Source organism: Acinetobacter sp. 802_lipA (assembly GCF_058242885.1).
In genome coordinates this window covers 1,984,848-2,001,303 of record NZ_JBZAYP010000001.1, presented here as the reverse complement: position 1 = coordinate 2,001,303, position 16,456 = coordinate 1,984,848, and the positions used below count along the sequence as shown (strand labels likewise).

The 16,456-nt window shown below is 43.1% G+C and carries 15 protein-coding genes and 1 pseudogene; 6 read left to right on the top strand and 10 right to left on the bottom strand.

Annotated features, from left to right (window positions below):
* Positions 1 to 29 precede the first annotated feature (29 nt).
* The 8 genes from ftsZ to AC4CU3_RS09755 all read right to left on the bottom strand — a co-directional run bounded on the left by ftsZ (position 30) and on the right by AC4CU3_RS09755 (position 9,241).
* Complete coding sequence (gene ftsZ / locus AC4CU3_RS09790; RefSeq protein ID WP_078388315.1) at positions 30 to 1,226, bottom strand: cell division protein FtsZ; 1,197 nt, start codon at positions 1,224 to 1,226, stop codon at positions 30 to 32.
* A gap of 163 nt (positions 1,227 to 1,389) precedes the next feature.
* Entirely contained in the window at positions 1,390 to 2,652 is a 1,263-nt protein-coding gene (gene ftsA, locus AC4CU3_RS09785) for a cell division protein FtsA (protein ID WP_058870507.1), read from the bottom strand.
* Between the two features lie 66 nt (positions 2,653 to 2,718).
* Complete coding sequence (locus AC4CU3_RS09780; RefSeq protein ID WP_058870508.1) at positions 2,719 to 3,573, bottom strand: cell division protein FtsQ/DivIB; 855 nt, start codon at positions 3,571 to 3,573, stop codon at positions 2,719 to 2,721.
* Positions 3,574 to 4,503, bottom strand: a complete 930-nt coding sequence (locus AC4CU3_RS09775; protein WP_078425094.1) for a D-alanine--D-alanine ligase — start codon at positions 4,501 to 4,503, stop codon at positions 3,574 to 3,576.
* Between the two features lie 56 nt (positions 4,504 to 4,559).
* Positions 4,560 to 6,008 (bottom strand): UDP-N-acetylmuramate--L-alanine ligase, encoded by a 1,449-nt coding sequence (murC, locus tag AC4CU3_RS09770; RefSeq protein WP_005401502.1) that lies wholly within the window; start codon positions 6,006 to 6,008, stop codon positions 4,560 to 4,562.
* A gap of 12 nt (positions 6,009 to 6,020) precedes the next feature.
* Positions 6,021 to 7,118 carry an undecaprenyldiphospho-muramoylpentapeptide beta-N-acetylglucosaminyltransferase gene (murG, locus tag AC4CU3_RS09765; protein WP_490738170.1) on the bottom strand — a complete coding sequence of 366 codons (1,098 nt, stop codon included), beginning with the start codon at positions 7,116 to 7,118 and terminating at the stop codon, positions 6,021 to 6,023.
* A gap of 480 nt (positions 7,119 to 7,598) precedes the next feature.
* A complete protein-coding gene (gene gshB / locus AC4CU3_RS09760) occupies positions 7,599 to 8,543 on the bottom strand; it encodes a glutathione synthase (RefSeq protein WP_262469761.1) in 945 nt (314 codons plus the stop codon).
* A 215-nt stretch (positions 8,544 to 8,758) separates the two neighbouring features.
* Positions 8,759 to 9,241, bottom strand: a complete 483-nt coding sequence (locus AC4CU3_RS09755; RefSeq protein ID WP_262469745.1) for a glutathione peroxidase — start codon at positions 9,239 to 9,241, stop codon at positions 8,759 to 8,761.
* A gap of 181 nt (positions 9,242 to 9,422) precedes the next feature.
* Between AC4CU3_RS09755 and AC4CU3_RS09750 the strand changes: the two genes are divergently transcribed.
* The 4 genes and pseudogenes from AC4CU3_RS09750 to AC4CU3_RS09735 all read left to right on the top strand — a co-directional run bounded on the left by AC4CU3_RS09750 (position 9,423) and on the right by AC4CU3_RS09735 (position 13,527).
* Positions 9,423 to 9,875: a MarR family winged helix-turn-helix transcriptional regulator gene (locus AC4CU3_RS09750; RefSeq protein WP_262469744.1), complete on the top strand. Its 453-nt coding sequence runs from the start codon at positions 9,423 to 9,425 to the stop codon at positions 9,873 to 9,875.
* A complete protein-coding gene (locus tag AC4CU3_RS09745; protein WP_176536770.1) occupies positions 9,876 to 10,073 on the top strand; it encodes a DUF3565 domain-containing protein in 198 nt (65 codons plus the stop codon). It begins immediately after the preceding gene.
* Between the two features lie 196 nt (positions 10,074 to 10,269).
* Positions 10,270 to 12,490 (top strand): annotated as a pseudogene (locus AC4CU3_RS09740) (TonB-dependent receptor).
* 188 nt (positions 12,491 to 12,678) lie between these two features.
* Positions 12,679 to 13,527, top strand: a complete 849-nt coding sequence (locus tag AC4CU3_RS09735; RefSeq protein WP_395475003.1) for a methylated-DNA--[protein]-cysteine S-methyltransferase — start codon at positions 12,679 to 12,681, stop codon at positions 13,525 to 13,527.
* Between the two features lie 49 nt (positions 13,528 to 13,576).
* On the opposite strand, the gene pyrE is transcribed toward AC4CU3_RS09735, so the two are convergent.
* On the bottom strand, positions 13,577 to 14,227 hold the full coding sequence (gene pyrE / locus AC4CU3_RS09730; protein WP_004691742.1) for an orotate phosphoribosyltransferase: 651 nt from the start codon (positions 14,225 to 14,227) through the stop codon (positions 13,577 to 13,579).
* A 39-nt stretch (positions 14,228 to 14,266) separates the two neighbouring features.
* Here pyrE and AC4CU3_RS09725 point away from each other — a divergent pair, with 39 nt between their 5' ends.
* Positions 14,267 to 15,085: an exodeoxyribonuclease III gene (locus AC4CU3_RS09725; protein ID WP_125273744.1), complete on the top strand. Its 819-nt coding sequence runs from the start codon at positions 14,267 to 14,269 to the stop codon at positions 15,083 to 15,085.
* A gap of 451 nt (positions 15,086 to 15,536) precedes the next feature.
* Positions 15,537 to 15,887 (top strand): Spx/MgsR family RNA polymerase-binding regulatory protein, encoded by a 351-nt coding sequence (locus AC4CU3_RS09720; protein WP_125273745.1) that lies wholly within the window; start codon positions 15,537 to 15,539, stop codon positions 15,885 to 15,887.
* A 49-nt stretch (positions 15,888 to 15,936) separates the two neighbouring features.
* Here the strand turns inward: AC4CU3_RS09720 and AC4CU3_RS09715 are convergent, their stop codons facing one another.
* Positions 15,937 to 16,374, bottom strand: a complete 438-nt coding sequence (locus AC4CU3_RS09715; protein ID WP_004691748.1) for a DUF2147 domain-containing protein — start codon at positions 16,372 to 16,374, stop codon at positions 15,937 to 15,939.
* Between the last annotated feature and the right edge of the window lie 82 nt (positions 16,375 to 16,456).

The window sequence follows — 16,456 nt, the reverse complement described above, 5'->3', positions numbered from 1 at the left end:
CACATGCGGCTTAACCACATAGACAAACACTACTTACGTTGTTGATTTTTCAAGTAATCTTGAATACTCATTGGAGTTGAGCGTGCAGCACTCACTGTCGATGCAGAACTTGCTGCAGCAGCCACGTCTTGGTTCTGACGCTGGATTGCAGGCACATCATCATCTTCAACAACCGCTTGCGCTGCATGCCCATGTTGTGCTACCTGCACATGTGCACTTGGGCGCTTCACTGGCTCAGCAGAATCTGCTGAATTTCGAGTCAAACCGGTTGCAATGACAGTGACACTGATTTCATCACGCGCATCTGGATCAAATACGGTGCCATAGAAGACTTGGCCTTCGTCTAGATCGACAATTTGGTTTACAACGTCGGTAATTTCTTCGATTTCGCCAAACGTAACGTCATCACCACCCGTCACATTAATCAGAATCCCTTTGGCATTCATAATGGTGACATTATCTAGCAATGGGCTACGGATCGCTTGTTCAGCCGCTTGACGTGCACGGTTTTCACCACGACCTAAACCCGCACCCATCATGGCATAACCACGTGTGCTCATCGCAGTTTTCAAGTCAGCGAAGTCAAGGTTAATATGACCTGGGCGTACTACCAAATCAAAGATACTACGGACCGCATTTAACAAGACATCATCCGCTTTTTTGTAGGCATCTTTCATTGAGATGTCACGGAAAACTTTTAACAAGCGTTGGTTTGGAATGATGATTAACGAATCAACATGCGCTTCTAATGCTTCAATGCCCTGCTCCGCAGACTGAAGACGACGTTTACCTTCAAAATTAAACGGTGTCGTTACCACGCCTACAGTTAAAATGCCCATTTCTTTAGCAATTTCAGCAACTACCGGCGCAGCACCTGTACCTGTACCACCACCCATACCGGCAGTGACAAACACCATGTCAGTGCCTTCAAGGTGTTGACGAATCAAGTCACGACTTTCTTCAGCCGCTGCTTGACCGACATTTGGATTGGCACCTGCACCCAAGCCACGGGTACTTTGCTCACCCAACTGGATTTTGAATTGTGCATTCATACGGTCTAGCGCTTGCTTGTCCGTATTGGCACATACAAATTTTACACCTTGAATATCTGACTCAAGCATGTGTTGTACGGCGTTACCACCTGCACCACCAACACCAAACACAGTAAAACGGGCTTGACCGTTGCTATCGGTTTGATCATCTTCTAAAAATTCAAATGAGGCCATGACCTATAGATTTCCTAATTCGTTATTGGCAGTCACTTAAGCCCGTATACTGCCTTGATCTTAATAAACAAAATTGCTTTTAAGCATGCTGTGCAAGCCATAGCTTGTCAAGTTTAAGCGATGCGTTGTACAACTTCTTAACAATATTCCAAAAAAATTCAACTTAAAAAACAGATTTCAGCTTTTCATTGAGTCCAGACCAAGCACGTCCAACGCGTTTAATCAGAGACAGTTTTTCTGTATCTTCTGGTTCCACTATGGTGTCTTGTGTTTCGCTCTGACTAAACATCAACAAACCTGCGGCAGTGGCATACTGAGAGCGACGCAGTGCGGCAATATTCTGCTCATCTGCTGTCACTTGCACAGGTGGATTACCCAAATGCGCAGACACACCCAACATACGACGGGTCAACGTCACCATACCTTCGATTTGACTGGCATCACCAGTTAACACCACACCATGATACAAACCATGAATCGCACCATTACGCTCTAGCTCTTGGCGAACTTGGCCTAAGATTTCTTCATAACGCGCAATCACGATTTCAGTCAGCTCAATACGACTAATCGTTTGCGGACCATCAATCCCTTGGATCTGAATCATATGGTCCGGTTTAACCGACTTAATGTCGACACACCCATAGAGTAATTTAATTCGCTCTGCTTCTTCAGTGGTGGTTTGTAACACAGCAGCAATATCACGGGTGACATGTTCGCCACCACGCTGCAAAGTATGTGTCAACGCCAAACGACCATCCAAATACACCGCAATGTTGGTGGTACCTGCACCAATATCGACTAAACAAACGCCATACTCTTTTTCATCTTTGAGTAGGCTCGCTTCTGCCGTTGCCAGACAAGACACCACCAGTTTCTCCACCCCGATGTTCGCACCTTTTAAGGCCCGATCAAGGTTTTGCATGGTGCTAATCGGTAACATCATCAACTGATAATGACCAATCATGCTGTGGGCAGACATTCGTATTGGGTTTTGTACCCACTCAGTGGAGTCATCCAACTCAAAGCCCAGTGGAACAGCACTAACCAAATAATGATCCGAGGTCATGTGGCTGGCTTTGGCCAACTCTAATGCACGAACCACTTCACTTGTTGTAATTGTATGGTCAGTATTTTCAACTGGCGTTCGTCCAGAGGCATAAAAGCTTTTTAACTCGGCACTTGGGATCGACACCCACGCGGAATGGACACGGCATTCAGCCATATCTTCTGCTTCTTGCACGGCATTTTTTATCGCTGTAATGACTTTATCAAGACTTACAATTTTTCCTTTATTCATGCCTCGGTTACGAGCAGTTGCCATTCCTATCACTTGGATATTGTCTGGCGCATGTACCTTACCAATCAAAACTGAAACTTTGTGCGTCCCAATGTCAATCGCAACAACTGAGGGAACCGCTTCATTCATTATTTACTACTACCATCACATGTTTGTTTAATTTATGGCTTTATGCCTCTGTTTTAAAGCCAAGTATTATGGCTTTGCTGCTGCTCCACCTGCAATGCTTGTGTCATCAATCGTTACAACAAAATGACCATTTGCTATCTTTGGTGCGGCAGCATTCTTCCATTGGATGGCCAAGCCATTCCGATAACGCAAATCAATGGCAGATACTTTGGCCCAAACTGGCTTCAAATCACTTTGAGCCAAATAACTCAAACGTTGCAGCTTACTCATGGTTTGATCCTGATCTACGATAACACGTAAACCTGAATCGAACTGCATAAACCAAGTCATACGCTCCGTTAAATATAGTTCTTTTAAACGAAGGTTGACTGGTTGGAATAATTGATTAATTTCATTATAACGGCGCATCATCATTTTAGACTGACTGATTGGGCCGTGTAATAAAGGCAAATTCTGATTATTTTTCGGTGTCACTTCGCTAAATACGTCACCACTGTCACTTAAGAGGCGCCCTGTCCCCCAACGTGCAATTGCATGCCGAGGCATGACGCGAACGCGAATCGCATTCGGCCATGCCCGCGAAACCACCACACGATCGACCCAAGCCAGCTCTAAAGTTCGATCACGAATTTCTTCTAAATCTGAGGTGAAATAATTATGGGTAATGGCTGGTGAAACATGTCCCATCACCTGATTCTTTTCCGCCTCAGAACGTACGCCTACTACATCAAGTTCGGCCACGCGTGCATCTGTCATGACTTGATATAAGCCATAAATACCAACCAACAGCACCGCCACGGCAACGACCAACATCACCCAACCACCAAAGTTGGCAAGCTTTTCCTTACGCGTCGGTGGTTTATCGTGTATTGAAGTAATCGCTGCGCGTTTACGGCGCATAGAAGCAGGTAATTGCGCCATTTAGTGAGCCGCACCTGTCAATGTTTGCTCTAAAATTTGGACACAAAGCGCATCAAAGCTATAACCCACTGCATTTGCTGCTTTCGGCACCAAAGAGTGACTGGTCATCCCAGGTACTGTATTCACTTCTAGTAACCAGAAATTGCCTTGCTCATCTTGCATCGCATCAATACGACCCCAACCACTTGCACCCACCGCTTGGAATGCACGGAGGCAAAGCGCTTGCAACTTTTGCTCTTCTTCAGTGCTTAAGCCACACGGAATTCCGTATTCCACATCATTACGCTGATATTTCGCTTCATAATCATAAAAAGCCACATCCGCAGGAGGTTGTAGACGAATCACAGGTAGCGGTTGACCATTTAAAAATGAAATCGTGAATTCACGTCCCGTAATCCATTTTTCAGCCATCACCACAGCATCGTGTTGGGTCGCTTTGGCAATTGCCGCTGCCAAATCTTCTGCTTTTTCGACTTTACTCATGCCGACACTTGAACCTTCGTGTACCGGCTTGATAATCAGTGGAAGACCCAAATTCGCCACCACTTCAGCTAAATCTGACTCTTGGCTAATGATGCGATAGGGTGCTGTCGGTAAGTCTGAACCCTGCCAAACTTGCTTGGTTTTAACTTTATCCATACCAATAGCAGAACCCTGTACGCCTGTTCCGGTATACGGGATATTGAGCCACTCCAAGACCCCTTGGATTTGACCGTCTTCTCCACCGCGACCATGTAACACAATAAACGCACGGTCATAACCGACCAATTCGGTCACACTACGCTCTTGCGGATCAAAAGCTTCTGCATTTACACCCGAACGAACCAATGCTTCAAGTACAGCTGCACCACTATCTAGAGAAACCTCACGCTCAGCAGACTTACCACCAAGCAACACCGCTACTTTGCCGAATTTTGAAGCATTTGACACGTTGATATCCTTAAACTTTATGACTGTTTTATTCATTGAGTAATCACAAAACGTGATTATTTTAAATATAAATGATTGCTTGCAAGCTCAACCGAGATAGCCCCCACATTACCTGCGCCTTGCGTCAATAACAAGTCATCCGCTTGTAACACTTTTTTCAACGCATGCTGCAAATTACCTTCGACTGGATCGATCAAAATCGGCTCTACATCGCCACGTAAACGAATACTACGCGCCAATGAACGACTATCTGCCCCCACAATCGGTTTTTCACCCGCAGGATAGACTTCAAGCAGCAACAGCTGATCGACATGTGACAATACATCCACAAAGTCATCGAAACAGTCACGGGTACGGCTAAAACGGTGCGGCTGGAACATCATCACTAAACGACGGTCTGGATGGCTTGCTCGTGCAGCTTTAATGGTCGCTTCGACTTCTTTTGGATGGTGACCATAGTCATCCACCAATTTCACATTACCGCCGTCGATGTCAAATTCGCCCTGTACTTGGAAACGACGGCCTACGCCGCTGAAACTTTCTAACGCACGTGCAATCGCAGCATCAGATACCCCTTCATCGGTTGCAATACCGATTGCTGCAAGCGCATTTAAAATATTATGTAAACCCGGCAAATTGATGGTTAAACGCAAAGGCTCACGATCTTTACGTAATACGGTAAAGTGCGACTGCATGCCTTCTTGTTCAATATCCACTGCACGAATGTCATTGTCTTCGTTAAAACCATATGTGATCAATGGACGACCAATACGCGGCATGATTTCACGAATGTTGGCATCATCGCCACACACCACAGCCAAGCCGTAAAACGGTAGTTTTTGTAAGAACTGTACAAAGGTATCTTTTAGGACATCGAAGCTACCACCATAGGTGTCCATATGGTCTGCATCAATATTGGTCACGATGGTGGCCATCGGTTGCAAATGCAGGAATGAAGCATCTGATTCATCTGCCTCTGCCACGATAAAACGACTCGCGCCCAGCGCAGCATTCACACCAGTACGGTTCAGCAACCCACCAATCACATAGGTTGGGTCGAGATTTTCTTCTGCCAACATACACGTGACTAGACTTGTAGTCGTGGTTTTACCATGCGTTCCCGCAACAGCAATCCCATGACGGTAGCGCATCAGTTCACCCAGCATTTCTGCACGGCGCACCACAGGCGTACGCGTTTCAATGGCTGCTTTAATTTCTGGGTTTTCTGCATCAATTGCAGTCGACACCACAATCACGTTTGCCCCTTGAATATTTTCAGCCGTATGCCCGATATAGACTTTGATGCCGTTTTCTTCAAGCTGAGCCGTGGTTTTTGATGCCTTGATATCTGAACCTGAGACTTTGTAGCCTTGGTTCTTTAACACTTCGGCAATACCACACATACCCGCACCACCAATTCCAATAAAATGGATGTGCTTAATACGGCGCATTTCTGGCACTTTAATTAACTTTTTTGCTTGATCAGCAGGCGTAGATGGCGACATAAAATACTCGGTTTACAATGCTTGAATTAAACGAACCACATGTTGGGTTGCATCGGGTTGTGCTTGCTGACGTGCTTTCACTGCCATTTCAGACAATAACTGACGGTTCATCAAGGGTAATAATAATGCTTTTAAACTCTCAGGCGTCATGCTTGCTTGTGGGCAAATTTTGGCTGCACCGATATTGGCTAAAAACTTTGCATTGGCCGTTTGGTGATCATCCACAGCGCTTGGCAGTGGAACAAACACCGCAGCCACCCCCGCAGTCGCAATCTCGGTTACGGTTAATGCCCCAGCACGGCAAATAATTAAATCGGCATCGCTATAAGCTTGGGCCATATCTTCAATAAAAGGATGGACTTCAACCTGAAGTTGTTCAGGTGCATCGGCATAACGCGCTTGGGTCGCATCTGCATGGTTTTGACCACACTGATGATAAATGCTTAACGGCACATTCAATTGCTTCAATGCTTCAGGAACACGCTCATTTAACGCTTGTGCACCCAACGAGCCACCCACAATTAAAACTCGAAGCGTGGCTCCAGCTTTTTCACGTTCTTGATAACGCCAAGACGGATTTAAAATTTCCGTAATCTCTTTGCGGACGGGATTACCCGTGGTCACAATTTTATCTTGTGCAGCAAAGGTATTTGGAAAAGCTTGGCACACTGTTTTGGCAATACGTGATAACTGCGTATTGGTAAAACCCGCAATCGCATTCTGCTCATGAATAATGACAGGAATACCCAATGCGCGCGCAGCCAATCCACCTGGCCCAGCGACATAACCCCCAAAGCCCGCGACGGCATCGACTTTGAGCTGCTTCATGTAACGCATTGCACTTAAAGTGGCTTTTAAAATTTTAAAGGGTGCCAATACTTTGCGGACTAAGCCATTGCCGCGCACACCTTGAATATCAATTTGATAAATTGGGATATCATGATTTTTAAGCAGGCGATTTTCCATACCTGTAGGCGTAGCAAGCCACGAGACTTGACAGCCTTGTTGCTGTAATTCCTTAGCCACAGCAAGTGCTGGAAAAACATGTCCGCCCGTTCCGGCAGCCATCATCATTACATGTTTCGGCTTTGTTTGTGTTGCTTCGGTCACAGTCTAATTCTTCAATTCTAAAAATATGGAAACAAAATTCAATTTTAAGCGATCAATTGTAATCACAAACGCATAGCCGCGAAAGATTATTTACTTTTTTTCAACAGGCAATTGATTGTTTTTTTCTACTGATTTTCAAGTTTAAACTAGATTTGTTATCAGATGTGCATTTTTACTCAAACTACAGCACACAATCAGGCTCGACAGCGCAATTGGCTATATTTAAAAATCAAACAATGAAGCTGATTTGAATCAAATATTTAACATAATTTTAAAGCCCAATTCGCTTCATTTTGGTACTTAGAAATACCATCTGAGCGCATACATTTGAGCAGGATGAAAATTTGTAGTGTCTGGCAACATAATCCGCTTTATTTTCAACCAAATTGATACAATTTGCAGCAAAGTACACTTCTATTTCAAAATCGACCATCTCCATGAAGTAAAAAAGGAACCATTTCAGGTTCCTTTTCTGTCGTTTTAGCTGGCTTTTCCAGCTTCCAAGACATCAAATAAAGTATCGGCAATCGAGGTGCCAAATTGCGCATCAATCTCACGAATACAGGTTGGACTAGTGACATTAATCTCGGTCACATAATTGCCAATCACATCAAGTCCGACAAAAACCAAACCTTTTTCACGTAAGAAGGGTCCCACTTTTGCAGCAATCGCCTTGTCATTATCAGTCAAAGGACGTGCTTGACCCAAACCACCTGCGGCCAAATTCCCACGGACTTCGCCGTTTTGTGGAATACGCGCCAAACAGTACGGAATAGGTTCACCATTGACCAGCAAGATACGTTTATCCCCTTCCACAATTTCAGGAATATAACGCTGCGCCATAATCGGACGTGTGCCCATTTCCGTCAACATTTCCAAAGTTGAGCCAATGTTCACACCATCTTGATATAAACGGAAAATTCCCATGCCACCCATCCCATCGAGAGGCTTCACAATCACATCACCATGTTCTTTGATAAATTCACGGATCAGGCTTTGTTGTGAAGTCACTAATGTAGGGACTTGGAGTTCGGGGAACTGCGTGGCAAACAGTTTTTCATTACAGTCACGTAAGGACTGTGGTTTATTGATAATCCACGCGCCTTCACGTTCCGCTTGTTCCAAGATATAGGTGGTGTAGACAAAGTTCATGTCGAATGGTGGATCTTTACGCATCAAGATCACATCGTAATCGGCCAAGGACTCTTTTTGCTGTTCACCCAACTCAAAATAATGATCGTAGTCTTCAAACACTTTTAAGGGAGAAATCAGACCAAAGGCTTTACCTTGATCGATATATAAATCGTGTTGTAATGCATAACCCAGTTCATGTCCGCGACGGCTTGCTGCCCATAACATGGCCATGGTGGAATCTTTTTTTAGATTCACCGTTTCAATCGGGTCCATCACTACCAGTACACGCATAATTCTCACGCTCATATTTTTTAAACTTGGCAAAAAGTATAGCGAAGTTTTCAGGTTTGGGTGCAACAAGTTGTGTAATAATTAAAGATTAAAAAATCTATTTTATTCAAATAACTACAACACATTGTAGTAACAAATCAAATGCTAACTGCTCAATTCAACAAAGGGAGTATGTGTCTATTACCACGCGACAGCTCCTTTCCATACCTTCTCCATTAAGTCAAAAGGCGTTGAATATCCTTGGCAATTTTTTCAGGTTTAACAATCGGCGCATAGCGTTTCACCACCTGCCCTTTTTGGTTAATGAGAAATTTGGTGAAATTCCATTTGATGCTTTGACTACCTAAAATGCCTTTAGCTTCAGTGGTTAAATACTGATACAGCGGATGCGCTGTAGGCCCATTCACGTCGACCTTGGCAAACATTGGGAAAGAGACTCCATAGTTACGCTGGCAAAAGCTGCCGATCTCTTCATTACTCGCAGGGTCTTGCTGTGCAAATTGGTTGCAGGGAAAGCCTAAGATCAGCAGACCTTGCAGTTGATAGTCCTGATATAACTGCTCCAAACCTTCAAATTGTGGAGTTAAACCACATTGGCTGGCAGTATTCACCACCAATAAAACCTTGCCTTGATAATCGGCCAGATTTTTTTGCTCGCCTTCCAACAGTTCGGCCTGAAAATCATAAATTGTGGTCATTACATTTCTTCCATTCATCAAAATATCATTACTTAAAGTCGCTTCAAACACTGAATCGACCTCATTCTCAGAATAATATCGCACACAATTAACTTGTGCACAAGATTATTATGCACAATACACTTTTACCCCTATTTCATTTATACTGCTTTACAGACATTAACACCCAAGGACATTCAACATGGCGGACACCCCTCTTTTAGAAAACCGCGTGTGTTTTGCCATGTATTCCGCAACCAATGCCATGGTTCGTCAATACCGTCCACGCTTACAGGCTTACGATCTGACCTATCCACAATTTATTGTTTTGTTGGCTTTATACGAGCAGGACAATGTGACGCTGACCGAGATTGGACAAAAAACCTTTTTTGACTCAGGCACCTTAACCCCAATTATTAAAAAACTAGAAGAAAAACAGTTTTTAAAGCGTGTTGCCGTCAAAGAAGATGAACGTATGAAAAAAGTCGTTCTGCTGGAAAAAGCACTCTTAGCCAAAGATAAAATTATGGCCATTCCATTTGACCTGGCGTGTTCTTTAGGTCTAGATCCCGATGATTTGGTGGCCATCCATCAACTGTGTCAGCGTTTTTTAAACGGTTTGGAACAGATCCAACACGACAGTCGAGATACTTAAGTGCAACAAGCGATTGTCGGTTTTCATCTAGATGAAGAACATCATTGGGTGGCGGAGCTTACCTGTGGTCACACACAACATGTCCGCCATACTCCACCGTGGCAAAACCGCCCTTGGGTACAAACTGAGCAAGGACGCCAAGAAAAAATAGGCGTTCTTTTAAGCTGTAAAAAATGCATGGAAAATGCACAAAAATAATTCTTTTGCATTTTCTTCAAATTTTAATGCTTATTTATCAATTTTTTAGAAAAATTAAAAAGCCTGTACAGCTGTACTTTTCAACCCAGTAAAACTATGTAGAAAAAATGAATATTACCGTAAGTCTTGTTCATTTTTAGTAAATGATTATACTTCTCATTTTTATTGGCAATTCACTCTCTCCGAGCCTTAAATCATGATGAAATTTTCACCACAGCCGCTTTGTGGTTCTAACCTATTCAAATATAGCCTTCTCAGCTTTATGATTTTAAATGCGCATGCAGCTTATGCGGATGAAGCAACGCTACAAAATAATGAGAACTCCTCCTCTCAAGCGATGACAAACAAATCGAATACAGCAGCAGTTTTGCCTACCTTGAAAATTGAGGCAATGAGTGAACTTGATCCAATCAAAAGCTATGTTGATTACGATCAGGCCAATGTCACACGGAATGGTTTAAAGAAAAAAGACATTCCTCAAACCGTCGACACCATCGATGTACAGAAATATAAAATCTATGGCTCTAACGACCTCAGTGTAATGCTACAAGGCACACCAGGGGTTTCAACCAGCTACGATATGCGCGGTGATGGCATTACCCTCCGTGGTTTCTCTGCCGACTCGGGTGATATTTACCGTGATGGTATCCGTGAAAGTGGCCAAGTGCGTCGTAGTACAGCCAACATTGAACGCATTGAAATTTTAAAAGGCCCTGCCTCGGTGTTATATGGTCGTAGTGCAGGCGGCGGTGTGGTCAATATGGTGAGTAAATATGCCAACTTTGACTCAAAAAGCTCAGTCGGTACTTACGTAGGCTCATATGATAACTACGGTGCAACAGCAGATATTAACCAAGTCGTAAATGACAACTGGGCTGTGCGCTTGACGGGTGAATACGGTGAAGCGGATAGTTTCCGTTCAGGCATCGACAGTAAAATTGAAATGATCTCGCCAAGTTTCACTTATAAAAATGATGATGAAACCCTTACGTGGACCACACAATATACTTATGACAAATTAGGTCGAGTACCAGACCGTGGACCTTCTTATAGTGTTTTACCTGCTGGAACATCCATTAAAACGGGCTTTGCACAAAAAGGCGATTACGTTGATGATGTACTACAAGTCATTCGTTCAGATTTAAATTACGAATTTGCGCCGAATTGGAAATTTCATTGGGCAACAAGTTACCGCCAAGCAAAACTTCGATCATTTCTATTTAGGCGGATACTGCGCCACAGAGACAACCGTCATTCGTAATGCAGGCACATGTCAGGGCCATGTTGGAGAAATCTCTCAGATTTACTACTGGCAGCAAACTGACAACAAAACCACCAGCAATACCTTTGATATTCGAGGCGAGTTCGATACAGGTATGATTAAACACAACCTTGTATTCGGTAGTGATTGGGCATATGAAGAGCGCGAACCACGTTTAGCAAATACCAATCAAAATGGCTCTGCGATTTATGGTTACGTCAACCCACTTACGGGTGAACGCGAATCTAGTCGCGGTAGTGGCCCTTTGCAAATGAGACAGCATAATTATCACGAAGGCAGCAGTTTAGGTTTCTTCGTGCAAGATTTGATTAGCTTTACACCTGAACTCAAAATGATGCTCGGTGTGCGCTATGATCAATACGATTTTAAATCGACTAATAAAATAAAAGATATTTCCCAGCACTATGATGATACAACTGTAAGTCCTAATATTGGCTTTGTATGGCAGCCTACACCACAGCACAGCTTCTATACCTCTTATAACAAGAGTTTTGCCCCTTACGGTGGACGAGGCAATATTTCAATTGATGTCGACACTGATCCAAGTTTGTATGATGCAGAACCGCAATACAATGAACAATATGAAATTGGGGTCAAAAGCGACTGGTTAGATGAGCGTCTCAATACACAGCTTTCTGTTTATGACATCAGTAAAAATAATATTCGCTACCGACCAAACCCAGATATTCTTGATAAATGGGCTGTTGGTGGAAAACATCAATCCCAAGGTTTAGAATTTAGTTTCATTGGCCGTGTGTTGGATAATGTATTTGTTCGTGGTGGCTATGGCTATACTAATGCCGAAGTAAAGAAAGACAAAGAAAACCCTCAAAATGTAGGTAATAAATTGTCTAACACCTCTAAAAATACAGGCAACCTATTTGTCCGCTACTTACCTACCGAAAAACTTTATGGTGAAGTCGGTGTGACTTATGTGGGCTCTTACTATCCAAACATCAATAACTTGACCAAGATGGATGGTTTCAATCGTGTCGATGCAGCCATTGGTTATAGTGCTGATCCATGGAACCTGACCTTAGCTGTCAGTAACTTGACCAATAAAGAATATTGGCGTTCGGACTGTATGCCAGGTACACCACGTAGCTTCCTCATGCGTTTGAACTATCAGTTCTAAACCCCTTTAGTTAAAACGCCATCTCAAGCGGAACAGGTCACTGTTCCGCTTTTTTATGCTTATCAAGGGACGATTATGCCAATCAATAAATGCTTTGAATCTTTTGTTATAAAACGCAAGAAACGGATTTTCAGGCCTGACTGGATTTGTTAGTGTTTTCTTAAGTTAAATGATTTCCACGAGTAATCATGACAGAACATAGCAATTACGCACGTGTGGCAAAGGCAATTGAATACATTGAACAAAACTTCAAACAGCAACCCAGTTTGGCTGAGATTGCAGAACACGTGCATTTAAGTCCTACACATTTTCAGCGTATGTTTAGCGAATGGGCTGGTATTAGTCCGAAGAAATTTCTGCAATACATTAGTGTGGAATATGCAAAGTTAGTTTTGAAAAATCACACAGAAAATAATATTTTTGCAGCAACTTTTGACACTGGCCTTTCTAGTACCAGCCGATTGCATGATTTATTTGTCCAAATCGAAGGTATGACGCCCGCAGAATATAAACATGGCGGTGAAGCACTCCACATTCACTATAGCTTTGCCGAGACCATTTTTGGCTCCGTCATTATTGCCTCGACCCCTAAAGGGATTTGTCATATAGCCTTTACCGAAGCAGATCGGGATGCATTGGCCTATCTGAAAAAACAGTTCCCACGTGCGACATTTATTGAAGATCAGGATGAATTACAACGCAAAGCACTCGCGATTTTTCAGCAAGATCAACACAGCCTATCAGAGATTAAACTGCATCTGAAAGGCACCGACTTTCAGCTCAAGGTGTGGCAAAGTCTGCTCAAAATTCCCATGGGGCAGCTCAGCAGTTATGCACATATTGCCCAAGAGATTGGGCAAGAGCGTGCTTCACGAGCGGTCGGAACAGCCATTGGCAGCAACCCCGTTGCCTTTTTAATTCCATGCCATCGGGTCATTCAGTCTTCAGGGCAACGTGGCGGCTATATGTGGGGGACAACACGTAAAACTGCGATAATTGGTTGGGAAGGTGCGCATAGCCAAACGCCAACCGAATGAGAGAGCCAATAAAAAAGGAAGCCGAAGCTTCCCTTTTTTGTTTCAACGCTTAAACGCCATATTTCACGCGATAGGCTTCCATTTTTGCTAAAGCTTCTGTCTCACCTTTAGCCTCTAAATAATTCATCAAATCTTTCATGGTCACCAATGCATGCACAGGAATTTCCAATTCTTTTTGGACTTCTTGAATCGCAGACAGTTCACCTTGACCTTTTTCTTGGCGGTCTAATGCCACCAACACACCTGCAATCTGCGCACCTGCATTTTTCAAAATGGTGACTACTTCACGGATCGCTGTACCCGCAGTAATCACGTCATCAATAATCCAGACCTTTTTGCCTGCAACAGATGCACCAACCAAGACCCCGCCTTCACCATGATCTTTGGCTTCTTTACGGTTGAAACCCCAAGGCACACTTACCCCATGGTTTTGTGACAAAGCCACCGCTGTTGCAGCAACAAAAGGAATCCCTTTGTACGCAGGACCAAAGACCACCTCAACATTGTTGCATTCTGTCAGTTTGGCTGCATAGCCAGACGCCAGTAATGACAAGGCTTCACCGTCATTAAGCAGACCTGCATTAAAAAAATAAGGACTCACACGACCCGATTTTAAAGTAAACTCACCAAATTTAAGCACACCACGTGATAATGCGAGTTCGATAAAAGCTTGAGGGTTAAATGTCGCTTGCGTTGTCATGCGGTGCTCCGTATTTTCAAATTGAGGTAAGACTTGCGCATGATACCAAAGAGTAGCTATCCAAGTGATCAAAAAATTTTACGTGTAGTTTCAATTAACGTAAATGGTCTACGTTCTGCAGAAAAAAAAGGGATTTTTGATTGGATTGCCACATCAGATGCTGATGTGATTTGCATGCAAGAATCTCGCATCACCCACGAACAATGGACCGATAAATTTAAACCTGAAGGTTGGCATACTCACCTGTTCCCTGCTGAACGTCCAGGGTATGCTGGCACTGCTATTTATAGCCGTTTACCGTTTGTTTCAGTCACGGATGGACTTGGTTTTGAATTGGCCGATTCTCAAGGCCGCTTTATTTCGGCTGAGTTTGACTTAGGCTTAGACCAAAACGTGCATATTTGTTCACTCTATTTACCATCGGGTTCTTCTGGTGAAGAGGCACAAGTACGTAAAGACCACTTCTTAGAAGAATACAAACAAATTTTGAAACAATGGCGTGATGAAAATAAATCCGTGATTGTCTGTGGTGACTACAACATCGTGCATAAACGCATCGACATTAAAAACTGGTCAGGCAACCAAAAAGCCTCAGGTTGCTTACCGCACGAACGCGCTTGGCTCGATCATATTTATGATGAACTTGCCTATGTCGATACTTTCCGTGAAGTGCGTCCAGAGGCTGAGCTTTATTCGTGGTGGTCAAACCGAGGACAGGCCCGAGCGAAGAACGTGGGCTGGCGCATTGACTATCAAGCGTGCTCACCTGACTGGAAAGCCCGTACAGTCAATGCTTGGGTCTATAAAGAAACATGGTTTAGCGACCATGCACCTGTCATTATTGACTACAAAATCTAGAAAAATTTAAGTATTTAGCTCATATTCAGTAAACACTTGTTTACTGAATATGCGTTTTTAACCTACATTATCTGCCGTTTTTTGAGTCTTTTTCTGATCAATCAATCAGTGCATTATGTTTCCACGGCAAAGGGACGATGTCAGGATGACAGCACAAGGACAGGACGCCGTAGGATGAAATTAAAACGAACTATGGATATAGTTGGTTTTCAAGGATGTGACAATGGACGTTGTAATGAGACCCGCATGATCAGGATGATTAAATGCGGGTTTTCTCTTTTTTAGTTTCTACTTTTTAATATTTTTTATTTTTGTATTCTATTTTTCTTTGATTTGATTCTAAAACGCTTTTATGACAAGACGATGACGCTATTGGCTTAAATCGCGACACTAGAGCTGCTCTGCTTTTTCCGTTACTCTAAACCCAGCTTAAAATTCAGAAGGGTTTTCCATGTTAAATGTGTATGGCATTAAAAATTGTAATTCAATGAAAAAAGCATTCGACCTACTGAATGAGTTAGGTTTAGCGTATGAGTTTCATGATTATAAAAAACAAGGCATTGATGCTACGACTGTCAAAACATGGCTCGATCAGATTGGGGCAGATGTGGTCCTGAATAAGAAAGGTACCACTTGGCGTAAGCTGACTGAAGCAGAACAAGACACTGCTTTAGCTTCAGAGCAAGGACTGATAGATACTCTCACGACCCATCACAGTCTCATTAAGCGCCCCGTGATTGCAACACCCGATGGTTTTATTGTGGGTTTCAATGAAGATGCAATTCGTGCCCTAAAGGCATAACAAAAACAAAAAAGCCGAGCAATTGCTCGGCTTTTTTTGTTGGATGAGATTAGTTCGCGCGAATCCAAGTTTGGTTACGGCCAAGTGCAGCCACACCAATATAGCCACGAAGCTCTAGTTTTTTACCACCAGCAGCAATGTTGCCTTTTAATTTATAAGTTTTACCCGTTTGCGGATCTAAAATTGATCCACCTTCATAGCTTGTACCACCCGCGTTTTTCAGACCATGTACAATCGTTAAACCTTTCAACGATTTGTTTTTGTATGGGCCTTCACACTTGGTACATGCATTTTCTTCACCTGGTGTCAAAATACCTTGAATACTCGCAGTTAAAGTTCCATTTTTTTGCTCTGTGAATTTAACCAATGCTTTCGCTTGTTTAGTTTTGTCATCAATCGTTTTCCAAACAGTGCCATTCAGCGGATCTGCTGCATGAGCTAGAGCGGTTAATCCTAGTACGCTTAACGCAAGTGCAATTTTTTTCATTTTTTTCATTTCCCTAGTCTAGTATAGACGACTATCATTATTAAAAAGTCACAACAATTTTTCAATTTTTCAATGTGACCAA